The following is a 23,428-nucleotide window of genomic DNA, read 5'->3' as shown; positions in this document are numbered from 1 at the left end:
TCTGCAGCAGCCCTAGGGAGCCTTGATGACCATTCCCGCCCCGTTGACCGGTGTCGTACCGCCCGTCTGCACACCCCTGACACCGGACCGCGAGGTGGACGTCCCCTCGTTGCTGAGGCTGGTCGACCACTTGGTGGGGGGCGGGGTGGACGGCCTGTTCGTCCTGGGCTCCTCGTCAGAGGCCGCGTACTTGACGGACAGTCACCGTCGCCTGGTCGTCGAGGCGGTGGTCGGCCACGTGGCGGGCCAACTCCCGGTGCTCGCGGGGGCCATCGACATGACGACCCCGCGCGTCCTCGACCACGTCCGGTACGTCACGGACGCGGGCGCCGACGCGGTGGTCGTGACGGCTCCCTTCTACACCCGCACGCACCCGGCGGAGATCGCCCGCCACTACCGGCTGATCGCCTCGCGCTCTCCGGTACCGGTGTTCGCGTACGACCTCCCGGTGGCCGTCCATTCCAAGCTGGGCGCCGAGTCGGTGCTGGAGCTGGCGGCGGAGGGGGTGCTGGCCGGGCTCAAGGACTCCAGCGGGGACGAGGGGGGCTTCCGGTCCGTCGTGACCGGGGCGCGTGCGCATCCCGGGGTCTCCGGGTTCTCCGTCCTCACCGGGTCCGAGCTCGTCGTGGACAACGCGTTGGCGATGGGGGCGGACGGGGCGGTGCCGGGGCTCGCGAACGTCGATCCGCACGGGTACGTCCGGCTGTACCGGCTGTGCCGTGAGGGGGACTGGGAGCGGGCTCGGGCCGAGCAGGAGCGGTTGTGTTCGTTGTTCGGGATGGTGCGGGTGGGGGATGCGGGGCGGATGGGGGGCAGCTCCTCCGCCCTCGGCGCCTTCAAGGCGGCCCTGCACCTACGCGGCATCATCGCCTGCCCGGCGACTGCCGAGCCACAGGTCCCCCTGTCCCCGGAGGAGACCGAAGGGGTGGGGAAGTTCTTGGCGGGCGCGGGGTTGTTGTAGGCCTTTTCTCGCCCCCGCCGCCCCTACCCATTCCCGTCACTTACTCAGGGGCTCCGCCCCCGAACCCCCGTATCGCGCTGAACGCGCTCGTCCTCAAACGCCGGACGGGCTGAAAATCAGCCCCTCCGGCGCTTGAGGAGCGGGGGTTCGGGGGCTGGCCCCCGAAAGGGACGGGAACGGGTAGGGGCGGCGGGGGCGAAAGAAGACCCCCTACCCCCTCAGCTCGCCCACCGGCACCCGTCGGAACTCGATCCCCTCGTACATCCCCGTGGCCCCCGTCTCGTAGAGGACCCCGACCCGGTCGGACCCCAGCTGCACGAGGTCGGAGTACGCGGCCGGCCGCGTGGACAGGGTCTTCGCCTTGGTGAAGGAGTGCCCGGCGTCCGTACTGCGCCAGACCGCCATGGACTGGCGAACCGTGGGCACGGACGGCCCGGAGAAGAGCAACGGATCCCCCACCCCCCGCCCACCCCCCACCAACTGCAGAACACTGCCCTGAACCACCGGCACGTCATTGAGCGTCGGCTGGACCAGATAGGGCCGGTCGAGCGTCGCGCCCCCGTCACTGGAGTAGCTGTCGAGCCGGTTCCCCGCACTGCTCCCGTGCTGATCCCGAGAACTGAAGTACAGCCGCCCATCGGGCAGTTGGGCCACGGCACTCTCATTCGCGTTGTCGGCCCCGTCGTACGAGTCGTCCACGAACCCGACCCGCCACGTCACCCCACCGTCATCGCTGTAGATCGCGTGCGCCCCGTAGTACCTGGCCTCCTGCCCGGTGTCGGCGGAGCCGGCCGCCGGCGAGGCCGAGTGGTTGGAAGGCACGACGAGCCGCCCGGCGTACGGCCCCCGGGTCAGAGCCACCGCGTGCCCGGGCCCGGTGGCATACCACCGCCACCCCGGCAGCTTCACCGCCCCGGTGATGTCCCGGGGCGCGCTGAAGCGACGCCCGTCGTCCCGGCTCGTCTGCACGAAGACCCGCCGGCTCTGCTCGGCCGTGACCTCCCCGCGCATGATCTGCGCCTCGGTCACAGCACCGCTGTTGTAGGACGTGAGGAGGACGACCTTCCCGGTACGGGGGTCGACGACGGGCGCCGGGTTGCCGCGTGTGTCACCCTTCCCGGCCGCGACGACGGACAGCGGCCCCCAGGTACAACCGCCGTCGAAGGACCGTCTGAGGACGACGTCGATGTTCCCGGTGTCCCCGGCACCGTCGCGTCTGCCCTCGGCAAAGGCGAGCACGGCACCGGTGCGGGTGGTCACGGTGGCGGGGATGCGGTAGGTGTCGTACCCGTTCTGCCCGGCCGCGTACGGAACGGAGGAGACACACCCCCTCGACGGCCGTTCCGCGGCGGACGCGGTACCGGTGGACACCATTCCTGAGGCGAGTCCGACGGTGAGCCCCGCGACGGCGGCAAGGGCGATCGGACGAGGACGACGACGCGTGGAAGCCACGGTTTCTCCCATGAAGACACACAGAGACGGAAGCGGACACGAGACATAGGACGTGGGATGTCCCCGGAGACCAGAAACTAGTGCGCACCGAGGGACAGAGCAATGCCCGTGCAGCCAAAGGCAGTTGAGGGTGCCCGGACTCAGGCGGACTCAGGCGGACTCAGGCGGCCCCGGGTATCACAAGCCCCGACTCGTACGCCACGATCACCAGCTGCGCCCGGTCCCGCGCTCCCAACTTGCCCATGATCCGGCTGACATGGGTCTTCGCGGTCAGCGGACTGAGTCCCAACGCGTCGGCGATCTCCGTGTTGTTGAGACCGCGCGCGACCAGCGAGAGCACCTGTCGTTCCCGCTCGGACAGCTTGCTCGGCCCGCCCACCGCGGACGTCGTCGCGGTGTCCGGCGCGCGCAGAAAGCGGGCGATGAGCCGCGAGGTGGGACCGGGCGAGAGGAGTGACTCCCCCGCGGCCACCGTCCGGATGGCGTCGAGGAGTTCGGCCGGCCGGATGTCCTTCACGAGGAAACCGGACGCCCCGGCCCGCAGTGCCTCGACGATGTGCTCGTCGGTGTCGTACGTCGTCAGGACGAGCACCTTCACACCCGCGAGATCCTCGTCGGCGGCGATGAGCCGGGTCGCCTCGATCCCGTCCAGGTCGGGCATGCGGATGTCCATCACGACGAGATCGGCCCGAGCCGACCGGGCCAGCGCCACGGCCTCCCGCCCGGTCCCCGCCTCGGCGACGACCTCCATGTCCTCCGCCGACGAGACGAGCATCGCGAAGGATGCCCGTACAAGATTCTGGTCGTCGGCCAGCAATACGCGGATCGTCATCGAGCCTCGTCCCCCCTGGGCAGCGGCAGTATGGCGGTCACTTCAAAACCCTCGGCGGGCCCCGGTCCGGCGTCCAGTGTGCCGCCCACGCTACGGGCCCGCTCCCGCATCCCGACGAGCCCGAACCCCGGCGCGCCGTCGGACGGGCCCGCGGCGCCGCCCGCGTCCGCGCCCCCGCCCGTCCCGTCGTCCGTGACGCTCACCCGCAGGGCGCCGTCCGCGGTCCACAGACCGACCCGCACGGTGAGGTCCTCGCGGCCACCGTGGCGTACGGCGTTGGTGAGCGCCTCCTGCACGATCCGGTAGGCGGCGGCGCCCACGGAGGGCGGTATGCCGTCCGCGCGGACGGACAGTTCGACGTTGGCCCCGGCGACCCGGCCCGTCTCCGCGAGACCGGCCAGTCCGTCGATCCCGGGCAGCGGCCCCCGCATGTCCCCGGGCCTGGACCCGGAAATGGAAACGGCCCCCGCTCCCGGGTCTTCGCCCACTCCCACGACCGCGTCATGCGCCCGCAGCACCTCCAGCGTCGTACGCAGTTCGCTCCGGGCGGTCCGGCACGTCCCCGCGATGTCGTCCAGCGCCTGGGCGACGGCCTTGCGGTCGAGGCGCTCGGGGTCGGCGGTGAGGACGTGGGCCGCCACGGACGTCTGCACTCCGATGAGCGTGATGGTGTGGGCGAGCAGGTCGTGCAGGTCCCGGGCGATCCGCAGACGTTCCTCGGCGACGCGGCGCCTGGCCTCCTCCTCACGGGTGCGTTCGGCACGCTCGGCGCGTTCGACGATGGAGGAGACGTACTGGCGGTAGAAGCGGACGTCGATTCCGAAGAACAGGACCGCGATGATCCATCCGGAGATCCGCAGGAACTCCAGCGCTTCGCTCGGGTTGGTCAAGCCGTTGATGATCAGCGTCGGACCGAGGACGGCGACAGCGGTGAGCAGCGTGCGGCGAATCGTGCCGGTCGCCGCGACCGTGTAGAGCGCCACGAGGGTCGCGGGGATCGGTGCGGCGTGGTTGTGGTCGAGGGCGTGGTACGGGGCGACGCAGGCCGCCACTCCGAGCAGGACCAGCACCGGCCGGCGGCGCCGCCATACGAGGGGCACGTGCCCGGCGAGCAGCAGCGTCCAGCCGAGCAGGTCGGGCCGGGTCCCGTCGTCGACCACCGGGGCGACGGCGATGGCGACGGCGAGCACGGCGACGCCCACCGCGAGGACCGCGTCGTTGCGGGTGCGGTGCGGCGCGGTCAGCGGTTCACGGTTGATCGCGGCCATCACGCGCTCGACGCGACGGGACCGCCCGCCGCCGACCGCGGTCGCCGTCCTCGTCGTCGCCGCCGCGGCCGACCGGTCGCGTATCCGTGTGGTCGTTCCCGGTTCTTCCACGGCTCCATCTTCTGGTACTCGGGCGGGCACCCGGGCGCCTCTCGGGAAGGAGAGGCGCCCGGGTGAGCCCGTCGGCTCAAGGTGCCGACAAGGATGCTCGATCAGTGTGCTCAGGGTGCGCCGACGCGTTCCGGCTGCCGTGGCGGCTCGGCCGGTCCGGCCGGCTCGGGCTCCCGTGAGAGCCCGCCCGGCCACCACACCTTCCGGCGCAGGGCGACGCTGGCGCTGGTGACCAGGTACGTCCGTACGAGGAAGGTGTCCAGCAGGACGCCGACGGCGATCACGAAGCCGAGTTGGACCAGTTGCACCAGGCCCATGTTGGTCAGCACGGCGAAGGTCGCGGCGAGGACGAGACCGGCGGAGGCGATGACGCCGCCGGTGGTGCGCAGCGCGGTGAGCGCCGCCGCGGCCGGTTCCGCTCCGGCCAGGGACTCCTCCCTCATCCGGTGCATGAGGAAGATGCCGTAGTCGACGCCGAGGGCGACGAGGAACACGAAGGACAGCAGCCCGAGCCCCGGATCGGTGCCCTCGAAGCCCAGGAGCGGCCCGAACACCAGCCCGCCGATCCCGAGGGACGCGCCCCACACCGCGATCACCGCGACCACCAGAAGCAGTGGTGCGACCAGACTCCGCAGCAGCCCGACCAGGATGAGCATCACGGAGAGGAGGACGAGCGGTACGACGATCTTCGTGTCCCGGGCGTTGGTGTCCTCCAGGTCGATCTGCTGGGCGCTGGCCCCGCCGACGTAGGAGCCCTTCAGTTCGTCCCGCAGGGACTTGATGGTGGCGGTCTCCCCCGCCGACTGGGGTGCGCTCTTCGCGAAGGCGGAGATCTCGGTCCAGCCGTCTCCCGTACGCCCCTTCTCCGCGCTCTCGACTCCCGGCGTGCCGCGGACGGCCGCGAGGGTCTCGTCGGCGCGGCCCTGCGGGGTGACCACGTCGATGGGCTGGCTGCCGCGCTGCGGGTAGGCCTTGCCGAGGGTCTCCATCGCGACGACCGCCTCCGGCTTGTCGATGAAGGAGTCCTCCTGCTTGATCGGACCGGGCAGGTTGAGCGAACCGAGGGCGAGTGCGCCGAGCAGTACGGCACCGCTCGCGAGCACGGTCAGCGGCCTGCGTCCGGCGGAGCTGCCCATCGCCGAGAACAGGCTCCGCCGCTGCTTGGGCTCGCTCCCGAAAGCCGGCACGAGCGGCCAGAACACACGCCGTCCGACCAGTACGAGAATGGCGGGGAGCAGGGTCAGCATCGCGATCAGCGCGCACAGCACGCCGACCGTGCCGAGCGGGCCCATGCCCCGGCTGCTGTTGAGGTCGGCGGCGAGCAGGCACAGCAGTCCGGCGGCGACGGTGCCGGAGGAGGCGAGCACGGCGGGCCCGCAGCCGCGCAGGGCGGCGACCATGGCCTCGTACGGGCGCTCGATGCGCCGCAGTTCCTCCCGGTAGCGCGAGACGAGCAGCAGCGCGTAGTCCGTGCCCGCCCCGAACACGAGGATCGTCATCACGCCCGAGCTCTGCCCCGAGACGGTCGTGCCGAAGGCCTGGTTGAGGCCGTAGGCGACGCCCATCGACATGTAGTCGGCGATTCCGGCGACGACGAGTGGCACGAGCCACAGCACGGGGCTGCGGTAGATCAGGATCAGCAGTACGGCGACGACGGCGACGGTGGTGTAGAGCAGCGGTCCGCCGAGCGAGTCGTAGACCTTGGCGGCGTCGGTGGCCAGCGCGCCGGTGCCGCCCACCTCGACGCTCAACCCGCCTTCGCCCTGGGCGACTTCGCGGACGTCGCCCACGAGCTTGTCCCGCAGGTCCTCGTTCGTCCCGGGCTCGTTGCTGGCGACCGGGTACATCAGGGTCGTACCGTCCTTCGACGGAATCCCCTTCGGGGCGCCGCCGATCAGCTCGTGCTGCCGGCCGATCTCCGCGACCTGGCCGGCGGCGGTCTCCCGGTCGGCGGCGCTGAGCCCGCCGTCCCGGTGGTAGACGAGCACCATCTCGGTGGTGTCGCCCCCGGGCATCTGCTCCTGGATCTTCGCCACTTGCGTCGAGTCGGCACTCGCCGGCAGGTAGTCGGTGACCCGGTCGTGCTGGACGTCGGCGAGCTTCGCCGCGAACGGCCCGACGAGCGCGAGCACGGCCACCCACAGCCCGAGCACCGCCCATGGAACGGCTCGCCCGCGTCCCGTCCTCGTCGTGGTTGTCTGTCCGGCCCCCATTGACCGATCTCCCTCCGCGTGACGTCTGCTTCGGTCCCCAGACTTCCGTCGAAGACCACGGCTTTCGTCGGGCGGGAGAGCGAGGTGAGGCGTACTGCCGGGGGCGGCGAGGGGCGTGGATTACTCCCAGGGGAGTAATGCGAGCCTGTAACGGGCAGCGGTCCTGGCGCCCTTCAGGGGCGCGGGGAACTGCGCGACCAGCCCCCACCGGCCCGCAGCAATCACTCAGCCCCCGCCGGGAGGGCACCGGCCGGGAGGGCGCGAGGGGCCCGGCCCCACCCGGGGGTCACGACGGCGTCCGCGCCGCCGTGAGCAACCGCGTCACATCATCCGCACAGATCGTCAGCGCAGCGCCCACCGTCGCGAGGGTCTCGCGTTCGGCAGGCGTGTAGGGCCCGTCGGCGAGGGCGATACGAGCGCCCTGGAGGAGGATGGCCTCCCGGCCGGCGGGTGCCAGGTGGGGAGCCAGCGGGTCCAGGGCCTCATGGAGCTCTATGGCCAGACCGGGCCCGCAGGGCTCGCCGAAGATCCGGCCGGTGTCGGCCGCGAGCGCCTCGACGAGGGCCGCGAGCTGCTCCTCGGTGCAGTCGTCGAAACCGGCCGAGCGGACGGCGCTCGCGGCGGTCTCCAGGGACGTACGGGCGCAGGTGCCGCCGGCGGCCAGGACGGCGAGGGCGACGGTGTGGACGGCGTCGCGGAGCATCGCCGAGAAACGGGTCGTGGTGGGGTGGTCGAGGACGTCCGCGCTGTAGTGCCGGCCGCAGGCCGCGCACTCGACGACGGGACCTGTCTCACCGCGCGGGAGGACCGGTACGCCGAGGCAGGTGAAGCGGCGGCGGCCGGTGAGGCGCTGGTAGTTGCGGTCGCCTCCGCAGCCGGGGCAGAAGAACTCGCCGTCGCCGACGGTGGTCCACGCCGTGCGGGTTCCGAGGATGCGCGAAACGCCCATGGAGCCGGCGCGGACAAACCGGCCATTTCGTCCCCGTCCTGGCACCACGTCGCACCTCCGTAACGCCGCGGCAACATCGCCGCGTTGGCGTGATGTTAGCCACATTGTTGAGGAAGAGTCAGTACCCAGGGCGAGACCACTCTGTGACATGGCTTGATACACGCCGCGGTCCCGCCCGCCTGTGAGGCGGACGGGACCGGAGAAACGCAGGTGAACGGCCTTATCGGGTCGCGCGGTTGACCGCGGAGACCACGGCCTTCAGTGAGGCACGTGTCGTATTCGCGTCGATGCCGATTCCCCACAGCACCTTGTCGCCGATCGCGACCTCGATGTACGAGGCGGCCTGCGCGGACGCGCCCTCGCTCATCGTGTGCTCCTGGTAGTCGAGCAGCCGGGCGTCGATGCCGATGCCCTGCAGGGCATGGAAGAACGCCGAGATCGGGCCGTTTCCGGTACCGACCAGAACGGTCTCGCTGCCGTCCACCTCGGCCTCGACGGTGAGCGTGTCGACGCCGTCGCGGTCGGTCGTGGACTGGCCGTTGCTGACCTGGATACGGCCCCAGGGGTTCTGGGCGTTCGGCAGGTACTCGTCCTGGAAGACCGCCCAGATGTCCTTGCCGGTGACCTCGCCGCCCTCGGCGTCGGTCTTCGCCTGGATGATCTTCGAGAACTCGATCTGCATCCGGCGCGGCAGGTCCAGGCTGTGGTCGTTCTTCAGGACGTACGCGATACCGCCCTTGCCGGACTGCGAGTTGACCCGGATGACGGCCTCGTACGAGCGCCCGACGTCCTTCGGGTCGATCGGCAGATACGGAACGGCCCACTCGATGTCGTCGACCGTGACGCCCTTCACGGCCGCGTCGGCCTCCATGGCGTCGAAGCCCTTCTTGATGGCGTCCTGGTGGGAGCCGGAGAAGGACGTGTAGACCAGGTCGCCCACGTACGGGTGGCGCGGGTGGACCTCCATCTGGTTGCAGTACTCGGCGGTGCGCCGCACCTCGTCGATGTCCGAGAAGTCGATCTGCGGGTCCACGCCCTGCGAGAACAGGTTCATGCCCAGGGTGACCAGGTCGACGTTGCCGGTCCGCTCGCCCTGCCCGAACAGACAGCCCTCGATACGGTCGGCCCCGGCCATCAGCGCCAGCTCGGCCGCCGCGACGGCCGTACCGCGGTCGTTGTGCGGGTGAACGGACAGGCAGACGTGCTCGCGGCGGGACAGGTTGCGGGACATCCACTCGAAGCGGTCCGCGTGCGTCGACGGGGTCGAACGCTCCACCGTGGCAGGCAGGTTGAGGATGATCTCGCGGCCGGGACCGGGCTGCCAGACGTCCATGACGGCCTCGCAGACCTCCAGGGCGAAGTCCAGCTCGGTGTCCGTGAAGATCTCCGGGCTGTACTGGTAGCCGAAGGTCGTCTCGGGGCCCAGCAGCTTCTCCGCGTACTCCACGACCAGCCGGGTGCCGTCGACGGCGATCTGCTTGATGTCGTCCTTGGAGCCGCGGAAGACGACCCGGCGGAAGACCGGGGCGGTGGCGTTGTAGAGGTGGACGGTGGCGCGCCTGGCGCCCTTCAGCGACTCGACGGTCCGCTCGATCAGGTCCTCGCGGGCCTGGGTCAGTACGGAGATGGTGACGTCGTCCGGGATCGCGCCCGGCTCCTCGACGATCGAGCGCACGAACGCGAAGTCGGTCTCGCCTGAGGCGGGGAATCCGACCTCGATCTCCTTGTAGCCCATCTTCACCAGCAGGTCGAACATCTCGCGCTTGCGCGCGGGCGACATGGGGTCGATCAGGGCCTGGTTGCCGTCACGCAGGTCGGTGGAGAGCCAGCGGGGGGCGACGGTGATCCGGTTGCCCGGCCACGTACGGTCGGCGATGTCGACCTGGTCGTACGGGCGGTACTTGTGGATCGGCATGGAGGTGGGCTGCTGGCGGTTCGCCATGATGCGAGGGGCTCCTCTTGGTCCGCTTGATCCTCGGAGAGAGTCCGAGGGACGGCCGACGGCGCAACGCCGAACTCCGCGGGGAGGGGGTCGGCCTCGACTACAGGCCCTCGCCGCGGCAGCTAAGGAGAAGCAGCCCGTAACGCATGATGCTCCGCATGCTAGCCGAGCCAAGCCCCACGCGAGGGTTCGTATCAGTATGCGGGACGCCGAGGAATTGCGTCACAAAAGGTGCACAAGGTCACATTGCCGCACATCGGCATACTTCCCCTTCGGCAGCTCGGGGGCCCGTGTCCTTTTAGGGGCGCGGGGAACTGCGCGACCAGCCCCCACCGGCCCGCACCCGTAACACAACCCCCACCCCACAGCCCCTCTCATCCCTGCATTTCACCAATCATGGTTGCCTCTAGTGACAGCATCATCACGCAGTGCAATGGTGCCGACCATGACGACAAACGGGGGCCACGAGCCCGTCTTCTGCACCATCGTTCCACCGCACGTCCTCGACACCCTGGCCCAGGCCGAGGACCCGGCACTCGCAGGCAAGGCGCGCCGCACGCTGGAGCGCGACGCCCTGGAGCGCACCCACCGCCGGCTGACCACGGTCATCGGCGCGCCCACCCTGGCCCCGCCGAAGGGCGCCGCCGAGGACAAGCCGAACCGCACGATCCACGACGCGAAGCACCGGCAGGACCTGCCCGGCAAGAAGGTCCGCGGCGAGGGCGACAAGCCCGGCAAGGACGCCACGGTCAACCGCGCGTACGCCGGCCTGGGCGCGACCTTCGAGCTGTTCCAGAAGGCGTACGAACGGAACTCGATCAACGGCGAGGGGCTGCCGCTCAACGCGACCGTGCACTTCGGCGAGGAGTACAACAACGCCTTCTGGAACGGCGAGCAGATGGTCTTCGGCGACGGTGACGGCGAGATCTTCCTCGACTTCACCATCCCGGTCGACGTCATCGGCCACGAGCTGGCCCACGGCGTCACTCAGTACACGGCGAACCTCACGTACTTCGGCCAGCCGGGCGCCCTGAACGAGCACTTCTCGGACGTCTTCGGCGCGCTCATCAAGCAGTACACGCTCGGCCAGACCGCCGCCGAGGCCGACTGGCTGATCGGCGCGGGCCTGCTCGCCCCGCGTGTCACGGGCACGGCCCTGCGCTCGATGAAGGCCCCGGGCACGGCGTACGACGACGACGTGCTCGGCAAGGACCCGCAGCCCGCCACGATGGACGACTACGTGCAGACGGGCCGCGACAACGGCGGTGTCCACATCAACTCCGGCATCCCCAACCACGCCTTCTACCTCGCCGCGACCGCGCTCGGCGGCCACGCGTGGGAGCGCGCAGGGCGGATCTGGTACGACGTGCTGACCGGCGGCGAGCTGGGCTCGAAGGCCGACTTCACGGACTTCGCGACGCTGACCGTGGCCAGGGCACGCGCCTCGTTCGGCGAGGGCGACGAGCTGCAGGCCGTGACGAAGGCGTGGGAGCAGGTCGGGGTACGAACCCTGTGACCGTGACCCGCGCCGCCGTTTCGTAGTGGAGCCGTTTCGTACTAGACAGGACCCATGCGTATTCAGGTGAGGCGCACGGGCGGATTCGCGGGCATCGAGCGGTACGCCGAGGTGGAGACCTCGGGACGCGTCGACGCCCAGGAGTGGCACGCCCTGGCCGAACAGGCGATCACGTCCGGCCGGGGCACGCCCCCCATAGGGGTCCCGGACGGCTTCAGCTACCAGATCACCGTCAACGGCAGGACGGTGTACTGCGCGGACCCGCGGTTGACGGAGGAGCAGCGCAAGCTGATTTCGCGGGTACTGAAGGAGGGCGCGTAGGCGCCCTCCCACCGGGCGCCCCTTGGAAGCCGTAACTCCCAGTTCACTTCATACCGTTGACTTCGCTTACCGCCGGTACAGATGATCGCGCGCATGGCGAACACGGCGACGAACCCGATACCCCAGTTCCCGACCGGCTTCCTCTGGGGCGTGTCCACCTCGGCCCACCAGATCGAGGGCGCGGCGGACAAGCGCGACCCCTCGGTCTGGGACGCCTTCACGGCCGAACCGGGGCACATCAAGGACAACTCCACCGCGGCGGTGGCCTGCGACCACTACCACCGCTACCCGGAGGACGTCGCACTCCTGCGCGACCTCGGCGTGGACGCGTACCGCTTCTCGATCTCCTGGCCGCGCGTGAACTCCCCCGGCGGCCTGGACTTCTACGACCGCCTGGTGGACGAACTGACCGCGGCGGGCATACGTCCCGTCCCGACCCTCTTCCACTGGGATCTGCCGGTGTCGGTCGAGGAGGCGGGCGGCTGGCTGAACCGGGACACGGCCGAGCGCTTCGCCGAGTACGCCGCCCTGGTGGCCGGTCGGCTCGGTGACCGGATCAGCAAGTGGATCACCCTCAACGAGCCTGCCGAGCACACCCTGTTGGGCCATGCCCTGGGTGCCCACGCGCCCGGCAAGCAGCTCCTCTTCGACTCGCTGCCCGTCGCCCACCACCAGCTGTTGGGCCACGGCCTGGCCGTACGGGCCCTGCGTGCGGCCGGAGTCACGGACATCGGCATCGCCAACTCGCACGGCCCGACCTGGCCCGCCTCCCAGGAACCGGCCGACCTGGAGGCGGCCGGTTTCTACGACCTACTCCTCAACCGGCTCTTCTCTGACCCGGTGCTCACGGGCCAATACCCGGAAGGGCTGGGCGAGTTGATGCCCGGCGACGTCGAGGCCGACCTGAAGGTCATCTCGGAGCCCATCGACTGGTACGGCATCAACTTCTACGCCCCGACCAGAGTGGGCGCACCCCAGGGCTCCGAGATCGAGTTCGGCGGACTGACGATGCCCGCCGAACTCCCCTTCTCCGTAAGGGAGATCGAGGGCTACCCGGTCACGGACTTCGGCTGGCCGGTGGTCCCGGAGGCGCTCACGGAACTGCTGGTGGACTTCCACAAGCGGTACGGCGACCGGCTCCCGCCCGTGGTCATCACCGAGAACGGCTGCTCGTACGAGGGACTCGACGACCAGGACCGGATCGCCTACCTCGACAGCCATCTGCGGGCGCTGCACCGGGCGTTGGAGCAGGGGGTCGACGTCCGCGGCTACTTCGTGTGGTCCCTCCTCGACAACTTCGAGTGGGCCGAGGGCTACGCCCGCCGCTTCGGCCTCGTCCACGTGGACTTCGACACGCTGAAGCGAACGCCGAAGGCGTCGTACGGCTGGCTACGGGACGTGATCCGAACCCAGGGAGGGTGAACCCCCAAAAGACTGCGCAGTTCCCCGCGCCCCTAGGTTTTCAGGGGCGCGGGGAACTGCGCGATCAGCCACAGCCGGCCCGCACCCGAAATCACAACGCCACAGGGTCTGGGGCGGAGCCCCAGTTTCGGGAAGGGGTGGGGCTGGGGAAGGAGAAAGGCCTCAGAAACCGAGCTTGCGCAGCTGACGCGGATCCCGCTGCCAGTCCTTGGCGACCTTGACATGGAGGTCAAGGAAAACCGGCGTACCCAGCAACGCCTCGATCTGCTTGCGCGACTTGATCCCGACCTCCTTCAACCGCTTGCCCTTGGGACCGATGATGATCCCCTTCTGACTGGGCCGCTCGATATAGACGAACGCGTGGATGTCGAGAAGAGGCCTGTCGGCAGGCCGGTCCTCGCGGGGAAGCATCTCCTCGACGACAACGGCGATGGAGTGCGGCAACTCGTCCCGCACCCCCTCCAGCGCGGCCTCACGAATCAGCTCGGCCACCATCACCTGCTCGGGCTCGTCCGTGAGGTCACCCTCGGGATAGAGCGCGGGCCCCTCCGGAAGCAGGGGCACCAGCAGATCCGCGAGCAGATCCACCTGCTTGTCCCCGACGGCGGACACCGGCACGATCTCGGCCCACTCGAACCCGAGCTCCTTGCCGAGCTGGTCGATGGCGATGAGCTGCTCGGCGAGCGTCTTGCTGTCCACGAGGTCGGTCTTCGTGACGATCGCGATCTTCGGCGTCTTCTTGATCGACGCCAGTTCCTTCGCGATGAAACGGTCACCGGGACCGAGCTTCTCGTTCGCGGGCAGACAGAACCCGATCACGTCGACCTCGGCCCACGTGGTCCGTACGACGTCGTTCAGCCGCTGGCCGAGCAGCGTGCGCGGTTTGTGCAGCCCAGGCGTGTCCACCAGGATCAGCTGGGCGTCGGGCCGGTGCACGATGCCGCGCACCGTGTGCCGCGTCGTCTGCGGCTGGTTCGCCGTGATCGCCACCTTCTGGCCGACCAGAGCGTTCGTCAGGGTGGACTTGCCCGCGTTGGGGCGGCCCACGAAGCAGGCGAAGCCGGCGCGGTGGATGCCCTCGGACGGCTCGGATGACTGGGTACGAACGCTCATGACGCCCATTGTCCCTGATCATCGGAGCCCCGCCGCACCCCGCGGCCCCGCACACCGCCCGGCACCTTACGACACGGCCCCGGACGGCCTACGATCACGGGGTTCCGGAGCACGGCTTCCACTCTCGTCGCACGTGCCCCGGCCGCTCCTCACCCCTCACCGTCACTCGCATCCGCAGAAGGCCAGGACCCCGGCATGAAGCTCATCACCGCGATCGTCAAGCCGCACCGCCTCGACGAGGTCAAGACCGCCCTCCAGGACATCGGCGTGCACGGGCTGACCGTCACGGAGGCCAGTGGGTACGGGCGCCAGCGCGGCCACACGGAGGTGTACCGCGGTGCCGAGTACCAGGTCGACCTGGTCCCCAAGATCCGTATCGAGGTCGTCGTCGAGGACGCGGACGCCGACGCCGTCATCGAAGGGATCGTGAAGGCGGCGAAGACGGGGAAGATCGGCGACGGGAAGGTGTGGACGGTGCCGGTGGAGACGCTGGTGCGGGTACGGACGGGCGAGCGCGGTCCCGACGCCCTCTGATCCTGATCCCCACCGCCACGCCCACGATCCCCGCTCCCAGCACGACCGCCACGAGCCACGGCAGCGCGAAGAACGACGTACTCGCCGACTCGCGGGTGTCGTGCGCGCTGGCCGTCAACGTCACGTCGCCCCAGTCGAGTTGGGGAGCGCCACGCCACGGTTCGCTCAGCTTCACCCGCTGCCCGGGCAGCAGCTCCGAGGGGACCTCGGCCAGGTCGCGGGCGAGCAGCGTACGGCCGAAGAGTCCCTCGGCCTTCAGCTCCACCTTGGGGTTGAGGGTGACGTTGCCGGTGTTGTGGAGGGTGTAGGAGACGGTGGCCGTGCTGTCGCCCATGCCGGGGACCAGTGGCTGGTGGTGGGTGATGCGGACGTCCTCGACGGCGACGGCGGGCACGGTCGGCCCGCCCACCCGCAGATAGACCCGGGCCCCGACGGCCCGCTGCACGCCGACCTCGACGGCCCCCGACCCACCGTCGATCCGCTCGTCGAGAGCGACCAGCGCGCCCGGATGATCCCCGGGTTCGGCCCCCTCGGGCACCCGGATCGTGAACGGCACGGTGACCGAGCCGTGCGCGGGCACGGTCACCCGGGACTTCGAGGGTTCGGCCCAGGCGCCGACGCCCCGCTGCTTCTCCTTGCGGGTACGCACCGCGAACCCGCCGTCCCGGGCGGTGTTGTAGGCATCGGCGGCGTACAGCCGGAAGGTCAGTGGCTGCCCGGTCTTGTTGGCGACGGTGACCTTGTCCTTGAGCGTCGTCCCCGGGTCGGCGGAGAGGTGGAAGTAGGGCCGCGAGGCGAGGTCCGTCGAGACGGGGTAGACGGACCAGCTGCCGTTGTCGGCGGCGTACGCGGGCGACCCGGTCAGGCCGAGGAACAGCAACAGGAGGAGGACGAACGGCTTGCGCATGGGTGCGGACCCCCGGTGAGCGAGTCGGACGAGGCGGACGGGCGGGTGCGCGCCCGGCCACCGACGAGACGAGCCTGCTTACGGCTCTGTTGACGACCTGTGACGGCCTATGACCGTCTGCGACGGCCCGTGACGGCTGTCAGGTGAGCGTGAGCGTCAGGACGCCGGAGTACGCACCGGGCGGGGTGAACGCCGGAACGTTCAGCGACAGCCTGGCGTCGACGGTGAACTCACCACCGGTCTGGGCCCCGTTGGGGGTGGACGCCAGAGTCGCTCCGGCGCTGCCGACCGCGCCGGGCGAACCGGGCTGGCAGGTGCTCGGGCTGCCGGCCTTGGTGGCGCAGACCGGGGTCCAGCCCAGCTTGGCGGCGTCGATCTTCGCCCCGCCGGGACCGGCGAAGTCGGTGACCTTGCCGGTCAGGGACCAGCCCGCGGGTCCGCCGCGGAAGTCCTTGACGGTGACCGTCTGCAGGGAGCCGCGCGAGAAGCCGCCCTTGCCGTAGTCGACCGCCGCGAGTTCGACGGTGTCGCCGGCCTGGGTCATGGACAACGTGCCTGCCTTGACCGAGGAGTTGAGCTTCTGGCTGCCTTCGGGGAGAGGTGTGTCGTCGATGACGACGTAGGCGGCGGGACCGGCCCCCTTGTCATCGCTCCAGGCGCTCCCCTCGTACGCCACGACCCCGGTCGTAGCCTTGTCGTTGACGGCCAGGGTGCCGCTGATGGCGCCCTGCGCGTTCGCCGTGGCGGTGCCCTTGTCGGCGGTCTCGGCGGCTCCGGCCCGTCCGGCGAGGGTGACTGCGGCGCCCGGGGTGAAGTTCGTGCCGGTGACGGTCACGCTGTCACCGGGCTTCCCGGAGGCCGTACCGAGGCTGATGGCACGGTTGTTGGTCTGTCCGCCGTCCGTCGCGGTGACCGTCTCGGAGACGGGGGCGGGCGGGTTGCTGACCGTGCACGGGGTGTCCAGCTCCAGGATGTAGCTGGTGTGGATGTTGTAGTCGCCGGGCGAGAGGGTGATCGCGCCGGGTGTGGTGACCGTGAAGGTGCCGGTCATCGAGAACGACGGGAAGGCGCCCTTCCCCGGTACCGGGTCGTTCTTCTTCGGGCCCGCGACCGTGATGTCACCGGTCTGCACGCCACCGAGGGTGACCTTGCCGGTGGGCGTCATGATGTCGGCGGGCAGAGCGATGTCGACCGGGTTGCTCGCGGCGGGCTTGACCACCGTGTACGTGACGGTGACCGTGTCGCCCACCTTGGGCGCGGCGTTGTCCACCGTGATCCTGGCGGTGGTCGTGCCGTCGATCGGCGGGATGCCCGCGATGGGCGGCGGGACGCAGTGCGTGGCGAAGTCGACCTGCTGAGGCTCCGCGCTCGCGGGACAGGCGAGTGCGCCTCCCCCGGTGACCGCGAGTGCGGTCGCTCCGAGAAGTGCCGCCCAACGGTGGCGTCTTCGGGTTCCTGAACCCATGGTTGCCCCTCCTGAGGATGCGGGCGCAGCGGCTCTTCCGCGTTCTTCTGCGCCGACAGGAGGTCATTGATGTGTTGGTTGTGTGAAAAGTCAATGGAATCGCCGGACGTCAACTGATGGGCCATCAGTTTCTGTCAACTTCTGTCCAGAACAAGGGAGTTGAGCCGACTTGCCTATTTTCCGGAGCCCCGCCAGGCATGCGGCAGCGCGACGACCGGTGCCGCCGCGCGCAGGCGACACCGGTCGGTGGCTCGACTTGCTCGTGGGGGGTGCGGGAAGAGCTACTGCCCAGGACTCACTCGAACACGAACGGGCCCGGCGACTGCGCTCCCTCCGCCGTGCACGTCACGGTGATGAACCCGAAGATCACCATCTGCAGGGAGCCGCCGAACGCGTCCAGGCTGTCGCCGGGCGCTACGGTGCCGGTCAGCGGGCCGACCGAGACGCCGTCACCCGCGGCCATCGCGGGGTTCTTGGTCCCCGTGAAGGCGGTCGTACCGCCGCCCGCCTTCGCCATGGTGAGTGTGGAGGCGATCGAGTCCGCCTCAAGGGCGAGCGGGGCGGTGATCTCGGAGGAGCTGAGGGTGATGGTGGCGGAGGTGCCGGTCTGGGTGGCCGTGAGGGTGGCCTCACCGCCGCCGTAGGCGCCGCAGTCGGCGATGATCGTGGCGCTCTGGGGGACGACGGCCGCTGCACCCGGAGCGAGTGCCAGGCCGGCGGCGAGGGTGCCGGCAGCTAACGCCGCACCGATTCCGAGTCGCTTGCATCTCATTGGGGGATTCCCTTCCCTTGTACGGGAATTGCCATGTGGGGACGCTCGACGGGCGCGCCGTCGTGCGGGCACGCGTGCTTGCCGCCGGTGCCTGTTCGTGGGCCGGCGACGGTACGGGGAGTTGCGTGCGCACGGACCAGTCGCCGCGAGCGGGGGTGCGGCACGCTGCGCGGCGACGAATCTGACGGTCCGTCGGAAGAGCTGTCGTCCATTGATACGCGAGCGGCTCGGGATTGCAAGAGAAGCGGTGGGGATTCTTCCGCTGGACAGGGATGTGGCCGAAGTCGACCGGTGGGCCCGTGTCCCTTCAGGGGCGCGGGGAACTGCGCGACAAGCCACATCCGGGCCCGCACCCGACAACAAACCCCACGGGGCCCGGGGCGGAGCCCTGGTTTCGGGAAGGGGTGGGACCGGGGAAGGAAAAACGCCCGGGCCTCAGCCCGCCACCACCCGCACCCGCACCTCCCCGTCGAGCCCCGCGACCAGCACAGGCGTCCCGACCCCACCAAGATCCCGCACGACCGCCAGATCCCCGTCCGCCAAGGACTCCGCCTCGGTCACGACAGCCCCTGCCTCCAACGACTTCGCCCCGGAGGCCACGGCCATGGCCACCGCCGTCTGCAGCGCACTGAGCCGCAGAGAGGGCAGGTCAACGCTCCCCGCAACATACGTACGGCCGGTTTCGTCACGCACGGCCGCCCCCTCGGGCACACCATTGCGGGCCCGTACGGAACGGGCCAGGGTGACGATCTTGCGGTCCTCGGGATCGAGCGCGGTGCTGTCGGTCATGCCCAGAGCATACGAAGCCCGACCGGCCCCCCGCGCGGCGGTACGCGACACCGCCGCGCCGTACGCCCGGCACATCCACACTCAGGGGCGGTCGAGTCGGAGCCGCTCGGCCTTCGGCAGACCGGCGACCACCAGGTCGTACGAGTCCTCGATGAGCTCCCGGACCAACTGGTCAGGGAGCTCTCCGTCGACCGTCACCGTGTTCCAGTGGCGCTTGTTCATGTGGTAGCCGGGGATGATCAGTCCCTCGTACTCGCCGCGCAGACGCACCGCGTCGTCGGGGTCGCACTTCAGGTTCACCGTGAGCGGCCGGGCGTCCAGACGGGTCAGGGCGAACAGCTTCCCCAGCACCTTGAAGACCGAGGTCTCCGGGGTGAAGGGGAAGTCCTCGACGGTCGCGTTGAAGGACAGGCAGAACGTGCGCAGCTCCTGCGGGGTCACTCCGGCTTCTCCTCCTCGGGGGAGCCGGCCGGGCCCACGGGCTCGACCAGCACCGTGACGATCTTGTTCCGGCGGCCGGCCGAGGCCTCCGCCGTCAGCCGCAGCTCGCGCCCGTCGGGCAGTTCGACCACCGACGAGGCACTGGCGATGGGCACGCGCCCGAGCGCCTTCGCGAGGAGGCCGCCCACCGTCTCGACGTCCTCGTCGTCGTACGCCTCGAAGCCGTACAGCTCCCCGAGGTCGCCGATGTCGAGCCGTGCGGTCACCCGGTAGCGGTCGTCGCCGAGGTCCTCCACGGGCGGCAGCTCACGGTCGTACTCGTCGGTGATCTCGCCGACGATCTCCTCGAGGATGTCCTCGATGGTGACGATGCCGGCCGTGCCGCCGTACTCGTCGATGACGACGGCGACGTGGTTGCGGTCCTGCTGCATCTCACGCAGCAGATCGCCGGCGTTCTTCGTGTCCGGGACGAAGGCCGCCGGCCTCATCGCCGTCGACACGAGCTCGCTCTCGGCGTCCCGGCTGATGTGCGTCTTCCTGGCCAGGTCCTTCAGGTACACGATCCCGACGACGTCGTCCTCGCTCTCCCCCGTCACGGGGACGCGGGAGAAACCGGACCGCAGGGCCAGCGTCAGCGCCTGCCGGATCGTCTTGTAGCGCTCGATGACCACCAGGTCCGTACGCGGGACCATGACCTCCCGTACGAGCGTGTCGCCCAGCTCGAAGACGGAGTGCACCATGCGGCGCTCCTCGTCCTCGATGAGGGACTCCTTCTCCGCGAGGTCGACCATCGCCCGCAGCTCGGCCTCGGAGGCGAACGGGCCGCGCCGGAAGCCCTTGCCCGGCGTGAGCGCGTTGCCGATGAGGATCAGGAGCGGCGGGATCGGGCCCATGATCCTGGCGAGCGGAAGCAGGACGTACGCGGCCGCCGTGGCCGTGTTCAGCGGGTGCTGGCGGCCGATGGTGCGCGGGGACACGCCGACCGCCACGTACGAGACGAGGACCATCACGCCGATGGCGACGGCCAGCGCCTCCCAGGTCTCGGCGAACTCCTGCAGGCAGGCGTACGTGACGAGCGCGGCGGACGCCATCTCGCAGGCGACGCGCACCAGCAGCGCCACGTTCAGATAGCGGGTCGGGTCGGCGGCGACCTGGGCGAGCTTGGCGCTGCCGCGGCGGCCGGACCGGACGGCCTCCTCGGCGCGGAAGCTGGAGACGCGGGCGAGACCGGCCTCCGCGCAGGCGGCGAGCCAGGCGACCACGACAAGGGTGATGGCGCCTACGACGAGTTGCGGGCTCATGAGACGGTCGGGGCCGGGGACGGGCCGGTCAGGCCCTTCTCCGCACGCCAGCCGTCCACGATGGCCGCCTGGAGGCCGAACATCTCGGCCTTCTCGTCCGGCTCCTCGTGGTCGTAGCCGAGCAGATGCAGCACTCCATGGACGGTGAGGAGCTGGAGCTCCTCGTCCATGGAGTGCTGCGTGTCGGCTTCCTTGCCCTGCCGCTCGGCGACCTCGGGGCAGAGCACGATGTCGCCGAGCAGCCCCTGCGGCGGCTGCTCGTCGTCGTCCTTCGACGGCGGCCGGAGCTCGTCCATCGGGAACGACATGACATCCGTCGGACCCGGCAGGTCCATCCACTGGATGTGCAGCTGCTCCATGGCGTCGGCGTCCACGACGATCACCGAGAGCTCGGAGAGCGGGTGGATACGCATCCGCGCCAGGGCATAGCGGGCGATGTCGAGGATCGCCTGCTCGTCGACCTCGGTTCCGGACTCGTTGTTGACGTCGATCGACATGGTCGCGCTGGTCTACTTCCGCTTGTTACGGGCGCCCTTTTGGGTGCCGTTCTCCGTACCGTTCTCGCTGTCGTACTTCTCGTACGCGTCGACGATACGGCCGACCAGCTTGTGCCGTACGACGTCGTGGGACGTGAGGCGGGAGAAGTGGACGTCGTCGAGGCCCTCCAGGATGTCCTGGACCTGACGCAGACCGGACTTCGTGCCGCTCGGCAGGTCGACCTGGGTGACGTCACCCGTGATCACGATCTTCGACTCGAAGCCGAGGCGGGTGAGGAACATCTTCATCTGTTCGGGGCTCGTGTTCTGGGCCTCGTCCAGGATGATGAAGGCGTCGTTGAGCGTACGACCACGCATGTACGCGAGCGGGGCCACCTCGATGGTCCCGGCCGCCATCAGCCGCGGGATCGAGTCCGGGTCGAGCATGTCGTGCAGCGCGTCGTACAGCGGGCGCAGGTAGGGGTCGATCTTCTCGTAGAGCGTGCCGGGCAGGAAGCCGAGCCGCTCTCCCGCCTCCACCGCCGGGCGGGTGAGGATGATGCGGTTGACCTGCTTGGACTGCAGCGCCTGCACGGCCTTGGCCATGGCGAGGTAGGTCTTGCCCGTACCTGCGGGGCCGATGCCGAAGACGATGGTGTGCTTGTCGATGGCGTCGACGTACCGCTTCTGGTTGAGCGTCTTGGGGCGGATGGTGCGGCCGCGCGAGGACAGGATGTTCTGTGTGAGCACTTCGGCCGGGGTCTCCTGGCCGTCGCCCTCCCCGTTCTCGCTCGCCCTCAGCATGGCGATCGAGCGTTCCACTGCGTCCTCCGTCATCGGCTGTCCGGTGCGGAGCACCAGCATCATCTCGTCGAACAGGCGCTGGACGAGGGCCACTTCACGGGCATCGCCGACGGCGCTGATCTCATTGCCCCGGACGTGGATGTCGGCCGCCGGGAAGGCCTTCTCGATCACGCGCAGAAGGGCGTCTCCAGATCCCAGCACGGTCACCATGGGGTGCTTGGCCGGGACGGTGAACTGCGCTCGTGACTGCCCCTGCGCGGGGGTGTGAGCTGTGGGTGTCTGCGTCATGGGCCGGCTCTGTAGGCCTGCTCATCCTCCTCGGTGAGGCACGCTTGCCGGTACGGCAGCCTTGTGCTTCCAAGAGTACGACGGGGCACCGACAACGCCGTAGGACTTTTCGCCCGCACCGGTGGCCCCAGGCGAATCTGCCGGTGTCCCCGCGCGGATCCACGTCCGGCCACACGCGGATCCAGCTGCGGCCCCACAGGGATCCACCTGCGGCCTCACGCCGATCTGCCGAACCCGATCGTCGGTACCGCCCGCCGCAGGGGCCACGCCCGGCTCGACTCCGGAAGGAGGGGTTCCAGGAAGGCGTACCGGCCGAGCGCCGCCGGATCCTGATGGTCGTACGACTGCACGCGCCGCCACCATCCGGCGATCTCCGACCAGCCGGGGGCGGACAGGGACCCCCCGAACTCCTGGACCGACAGGGCGGCCGTGAGGCCCGCGAAGGCGAGCCGGTCGGCCAGCGGCCAGCCGGCCAGGGTGCCCGTGACGAACCCGGCGACGAAGACGTCCCCCGCGCCGGTGGGGTCCATGGCCTCGACCTCGATGGCCGGAACCTCGGCGGTCTCACCGGTCCGTCCGTCCACGGCGTACGCTCCCTCGGCACCGAGAGTGACGACGGCGAGCGGCACGTGCTCGGTGAGGGCGTGGGCGGCGGCGCGGGGGCACGAGGCGCCCGTGTACCGCATGGCCTCCTGGGCGTTCGGCAGGAAGGCCTCGCAGTGCGCCAGGTCGGGGAGCCCGGCGAGGTCCCAGCGGCCCGTGTCGTCCCAGCCGACGTCGGCGAAGATCCTGGTCCCCCTGCCCGCCGCCCCGGCGATCCAGGGGGCGCGGGTGCCGGGCGTGAGCGAGGCGACGGCCGCACGCGCGCGGGGCGGGCAGTCCGGGGCGGGTTCCTCCGGGGGCGGCTCGTGTCCGTGGCTGACCATCGTCCGCTCGCCCTCGTACGCCATCGAGACGGTCACCGGGGAGTGCCAGCCCGGTACCGTGCGTGACGTGGAGAGGTCGATGCGCTCGCCCTGCTCCAGGGCGTCCCAGCAGTACTCGCCGTAGTGGTCGTCGCCGAAGGCCGCCGCCAGTGACGTCCTGAGGCCGAGCCGGGCCAGCGCGGTCGCCATGTTCGCGACGCCGCCGGGGCTCGAACCCATGCCGCGGGCCCAGGACTCGGTGCCGCGGACCGGGGCGGAGTCGAGTCCGGTGAAGATGATGTCCAGGAAGACTGTGCCTGTGAGGTAGACGTCCCAGGGCGGGTCGTCCCGGGCGCGCAGCGCTGCGAGGGGGTCGACCTGGGCGGCCTGGCTGTGCCGTCCCTCTCCGTTGGACGCGGTCACGGTGCGCTCCCATGAGGTGGTGCGGATTCAAGCCAGTGTGCACCAAACACCCCACGGACCGCGGAGTGTCACGCCGGAGCCGAACGGTTTTCGCCCCCGCCGCCCCTACCCATTCCCGTCCCTTTTCGGGGGCCGGCCCCCGAACCTCCGCTCCTCAAACGCCGGAGGGGCTAATTACTAGCCCGTCCGGCGTTTGAGGACGAGGCCGTTCAGGCCGATCCCC

At 70.1% G+C, this 23,428-nt stretch carries 20 protein-coding genes and 1 pseudogene; 5 read left to right on the top strand and 16 right to left on the bottom strand.

Annotated features, from left to right (window positions below; genetic code table 11):
• The first annotated feature begins 25 nt into the window (after nucleotides 1-25).
• Nucleotides 26-961: a dihydrodipicolinate synthase family protein gene (locus OG718_RS36140; RefSeq protein ID WP_328846178.1), complete on the top strand. Its 936-nt coding sequence runs from the start codon at nucleotides 26-28 to the stop codon at nucleotides 959-961.
• A 210-nt stretch (nucleotides 962-1,171) separates the two neighbouring features.
• Here OG718_RS36140 and OG718_RS36135 read toward each other — a convergent pair whose 3' ends face one another.
• The 6 genes from OG718_RS36135 to leuA all read right to left on the bottom strand — a co-directional run bounded on the left by OG718_RS36135 (nucleotide 1,172) and on the right by leuA (nucleotide 9,728).
• The gene (locus OG718_RS36135; protein WP_328847888.1) at nucleotides 1,172-2,335 is read right to left on the bottom strand and encodes a sialidase family protein; all 1,164 of its coding nucleotides are present in this window, start codon (nucleotides 2,333-2,335) and stop codon (nucleotides 1,172-1,174) included.
• Nucleotides 2,336-2,573: 238 nt separating this feature from the next.
• Nucleotides 2,574-3,245: a response regulator gene (locus tag OG718_RS36130; RefSeq protein WP_143632018.1), complete on the bottom strand. Its 672-nt coding sequence runs from the start codon at nucleotides 3,243-3,245 to the stop codon at nucleotides 2,574-2,576.
• Nucleotides 3,242-4,513: a sensor histidine kinase gene (locus OG718_RS36125; protein ID WP_328847887.1), complete on the bottom strand. Its 1,272-nt coding sequence runs from the start codon at nucleotides 4,511-4,513 to the stop codon at nucleotides 3,242-3,244. Before OG718_RS36125 ends, OG718_RS36130 begins: the two co-directional genes overlap by 4 nt.
• Before the next feature lie 221 nt (nucleotides 4,514-4,734).
• Nucleotides 4,735-6,837 (bottom strand): MMPL family transporter, encoded by a 2,103-nt coding sequence (locus OG718_RS36120; RefSeq protein ID WP_143632020.1) that lies wholly within the window; start codon nucleotides 6,835-6,837, stop codon nucleotides 4,735-4,737.
• 286 nt (nucleotides 6,838-7,123) lie between these two features.
• Complete coding sequence (locus tag OG718_RS36115) at nucleotides 7,124-7,834, bottom strand: TerB family tellurite resistance protein (RefSeq protein WP_143632021.1); 711 nt, start codon at nucleotides 7,832-7,834, stop codon at nucleotides 7,124-7,126.
• 172 nt (nucleotides 7,835-8,006) lie between these two features.
• On the bottom strand, nucleotides 8,007-9,728 hold the full coding sequence (leuA, locus tag OG718_RS36110; RefSeq protein ID WP_328846177.1) for a 2-isopropylmalate synthase: 1,722 nt from the start codon (nucleotides 9,726-9,728) through the stop codon (nucleotides 8,007-8,009).
• A gap of 445 nt (nucleotides 9,729-10,173) precedes the next feature.
• On the opposite strand from leuA, the gene OG718_RS36105 reads away from it, so the two are divergent.
• From OG718_RS36105 to OG718_RS36095, 3 genes are all read left to right on the top strand, one after another.
• A complete protein-coding gene (locus OG718_RS36105) occupies nucleotides 10,174-11,244 on the top strand; it encodes a M4 family metallopeptidase (RefSeq protein ID WP_328846176.1) in 1,071 nt (356 codons plus the stop codon).
• Nucleotides 11,245-11,298: 54 nt separating this feature from the next.
• The gene (locus tag OG718_RS36100) at nucleotides 11,299-11,565 is read left to right on the top strand and encodes a protealysin inhibitor emfourin (RefSeq protein WP_143632025.1); all 267 of its coding nucleotides are present in this window, start codon (nucleotides 11,299-11,301) and stop codon (nucleotides 11,563-11,565) included.
• A 93-nt stretch (nucleotides 11,566-11,658) separates the two neighbouring features.
• The gene (locus tag OG718_RS36095; protein WP_328846175.1) at nucleotides 11,659-12,987 is read left to right on the top strand and encodes a GH1 family beta-glucosidase; all 1,329 of its coding nucleotides are present in this window, start codon (nucleotides 11,659-11,661) and stop codon (nucleotides 12,985-12,987) included.
• Nucleotides 12,988-13,149: 162 nt separating this feature from the next.
• On the opposite strand, the gene era is transcribed toward OG718_RS36095, so the two are convergent.
• A complete protein-coding gene (era, locus tag OG718_RS36090; RefSeq protein ID WP_186000982.1) occupies nucleotides 13,150-14,109 on the bottom strand; it encodes a GTPase Era in 960 nt (319 codons plus the stop codon).
• A gap of 186 nt (nucleotides 14,110-14,295) precedes the next feature.
• Here era and OG718_RS36085 point away from each other — a divergent pair, with 186 nt between their 5' ends.
• Complete coding sequence (locus OG718_RS36085; RefSeq protein ID WP_143632029.1) at nucleotides 14,296-14,634, top strand: P-II family nitrogen regulator; 339 nt, start codon at nucleotides 14,296-14,298, stop codon at nucleotides 14,632-14,634.
• Here the strand turns inward: OG718_RS36085 and OG718_RS36080 are convergent.
• From OG718_RS36080 to OG718_RS36040, 9 genes and pseudogenes are all read right to left on the bottom strand, one after another.
• Nucleotides 14,531-15,541, bottom strand: a pseudogene (locus tag OG718_RS36080) (WxL protein peptidoglycan domain-containing protein); the annotation flags it as partial. The gene OG718_RS36085 and the pseudogene OG718_RS36080 overlap by 104 nt on opposite strands.
• A gap of 139 nt (nucleotides 15,542-15,680) precedes the next feature.
• Nucleotides 15,681-17,006 (bottom strand): beta-xylosidase, encoded by a 1,326-nt coding sequence (locus tag OG718_RS36075; RefSeq protein ID WP_143632031.1) that lies wholly within the window; start codon nucleotides 17,004-17,006, stop codon nucleotides 15,681-15,683.
• Nucleotides 17,007-17,301: 295 nt separating this feature from the next.
• On the bottom strand, nucleotides 17,302-17,778 hold the full coding sequence (locus tag OG718_RS36070) for a hypothetical protein (RefSeq protein WP_143632032.1): 477 nt from the start codon (nucleotides 17,776-17,778) through the stop codon (nucleotides 17,302-17,304).
• 435 nt (nucleotides 17,779-18,213) lie between these two features.
• Nucleotides 18,214-18,567 (bottom strand): cytidine deaminase, encoded by a 354-nt coding sequence (locus OG718_RS36065; RefSeq protein WP_143632034.1) that lies wholly within the window; start codon nucleotides 18,565-18,567, stop codon nucleotides 18,214-18,216.
• Between the two features lie 81 nt (nucleotides 18,568-18,648).
• Nucleotides 18,649-19,008, bottom strand: a complete 360-nt coding sequence (locus OG718_RS36060; RefSeq protein WP_143632035.1) for an MmcQ/YjbR family DNA-binding protein — start codon at nucleotides 19,006-19,008, stop codon at nucleotides 18,649-18,651.
• Entirely contained in the window at nucleotides 19,005-20,309 is a 1,305-nt protein-coding gene (locus OG718_RS36055; protein WP_143632037.1) for a hemolysin family protein, read from the bottom strand. Before OG718_RS36055 ends, OG718_RS36060 begins: the two co-directional genes overlap by 4 nt.
• Nucleotides 20,306-20,806, bottom strand: coding sequence for an rRNA maturation RNase YbeY (gene ybeY / locus OG718_RS36050; protein WP_055612361.1), 501 nt, complete (start codon nucleotides 20,804-20,806; stop codon nucleotides 20,306-20,308). Before ybeY ends, OG718_RS36055 begins: the two co-directional genes overlap by 4 nt.
• Nucleotides 20,807-20,818: 12 nt before the next feature.
• Nucleotides 20,819-21,877: a PhoH family protein gene (locus OG718_RS36045; protein WP_143632038.1), complete on the bottom strand. Its 1,059-nt coding sequence runs from the start codon at nucleotides 21,875-21,877 to the stop codon at nucleotides 20,819-20,821.
• A 215-nt stretch (nucleotides 21,878-22,092) separates the two neighbouring features.
• Nucleotides 22,093-23,205, bottom strand: coding sequence for a carbohydrate kinase family protein (locus OG718_RS36040; RefSeq protein WP_328846174.1), 1,113 nt, complete (start codon nucleotides 23,203-23,205; stop codon nucleotides 22,093-22,095).
• Nucleotides 23,206-23,428: the final 223 nt, after the last annotated feature.

Origin of the sequence: Streptomyces sp. NBC_00258, assembly GCF_036182465.1 — a bacterium.
Classification (GTDB): domain Bacteria; phylum Actinomycetota; class Actinomycetes; order Streptomycetales; family Streptomycetaceae; genus Streptomyces.
Note: the sequence above shows the minus strand (reverse complement) of the source record. Positions and strands in the feature narration are given on the sequence as shown.

Bases quoted from the DNA above. Each gene is read 5' to 3' on its own strand.
- OG718_RS36065 (WP_143632034.1), bottom strand. From the start codon at position 18,567: ATGACCGACAGCACCGCGCTCGATCCCGAGGACCGCAAGATCGTCACC.
- OG718_RS36085 (WP_143632029.1), top strand. From the start codon at position 14,296: ATGAAGCTCATCACCGCGATCGTCAAGCCGCACCGCCTCGACGAGGTC.
- OG718_RS36135 (WP_328847888.1), bottom strand. From the start codon at position 2,335: ATGGTGTCCACCGGTACCGCGTCCGCCGCGGAACGGCCGTCGAGGGGG.
- OG718_RS36100 (WP_143632025.1), top strand. From the start codon at position 11,299: ATGCGTATTCAGGTGAGGCGCACGGGCGGATTCGCGGGCATCGAGCGG.
- OG718_RS36075 (WP_143632031.1), bottom strand. From the start codon at position 17,006: ATGGGTTCAGGAACCCGAAGACGCCACCGTTGGGCGGCACTTCTCGGA.
- leuA (WP_328846177.1), bottom strand. From the start codon at position 9,728: ATGGCGAACCGCCAGCAGCCCACCTCCATGCCGATCCACAAGTACCGC.
- OG718_RS36140 (WP_328846178.1), top strand. From the start codon at position 26: ATGACCATTCCCGCCCCGTTGACCGGTGTCGTACCGCCCGTCTGCACA.
- ybeY (WP_055612361.1), bottom strand. From the start codon at position 20,806: ATGTCGATCGACGTCAACAACGAGTCCGGAACCGAGGTCGACGAGCAG.
- OG718_RS36105 (WP_328846176.1), top strand. From the start codon at position 10,174: ATGACGACAAACGGGGGCCACGAGCCCGTCTTCTGCACCATCGTTCCA.
- OG718_RS36070 (WP_143632032.1), bottom strand. From the start codon at position 17,778: ATGAGATGCAAGCGACTCGGAATCGGTGCGGCGTTAGCTGCCGGCACC.
- OG718_RS36055 (WP_143632037.1), bottom strand. From the start codon at position 20,309: ATGAGCCCGCAACTCGTCGTAGGCGCCATCACCCTTGTCGTGGTCGCC.
- OG718_RS36095 (WP_328846175.1), top strand. From the start codon at position 11,659: ATGGCGAACACGGCGACGAACCCGATACCCCAGTTCCCGACCGGCTTC.
- OG718_RS36125 (WP_328847887.1), bottom strand. From the start codon at position 4,513: ATGGCCGCGATCAACCGTGAACCGCTGACCGCGCCGCACCGCACCCGC.
- era (WP_186000982.1), bottom strand. From the start codon at position 14,109: ATGGGCGTCATGAGCGTTCGTACCCAGTCATCCGAGCCGTCCGAGGGC.
- OG718_RS36120 (WP_143632020.1), bottom strand. From the start codon at position 6,837: ATGGGGGCCGGACAGACAACCACGACGAGGACGGGACGCGGGCGAGCC.
- OG718_RS36130 (WP_143632018.1), bottom strand. From the start codon at position 3,245: ATGACGATCCGCGTATTGCTGGCCGACGACCAGAATCTTGTACGGGCA.
- OG718_RS36045 (WP_143632038.1), bottom strand. From the start codon at position 21,877: ATGACGCAGACACCCACAGCTCACACCCCCGCGCAGGGGCAGTCACGA.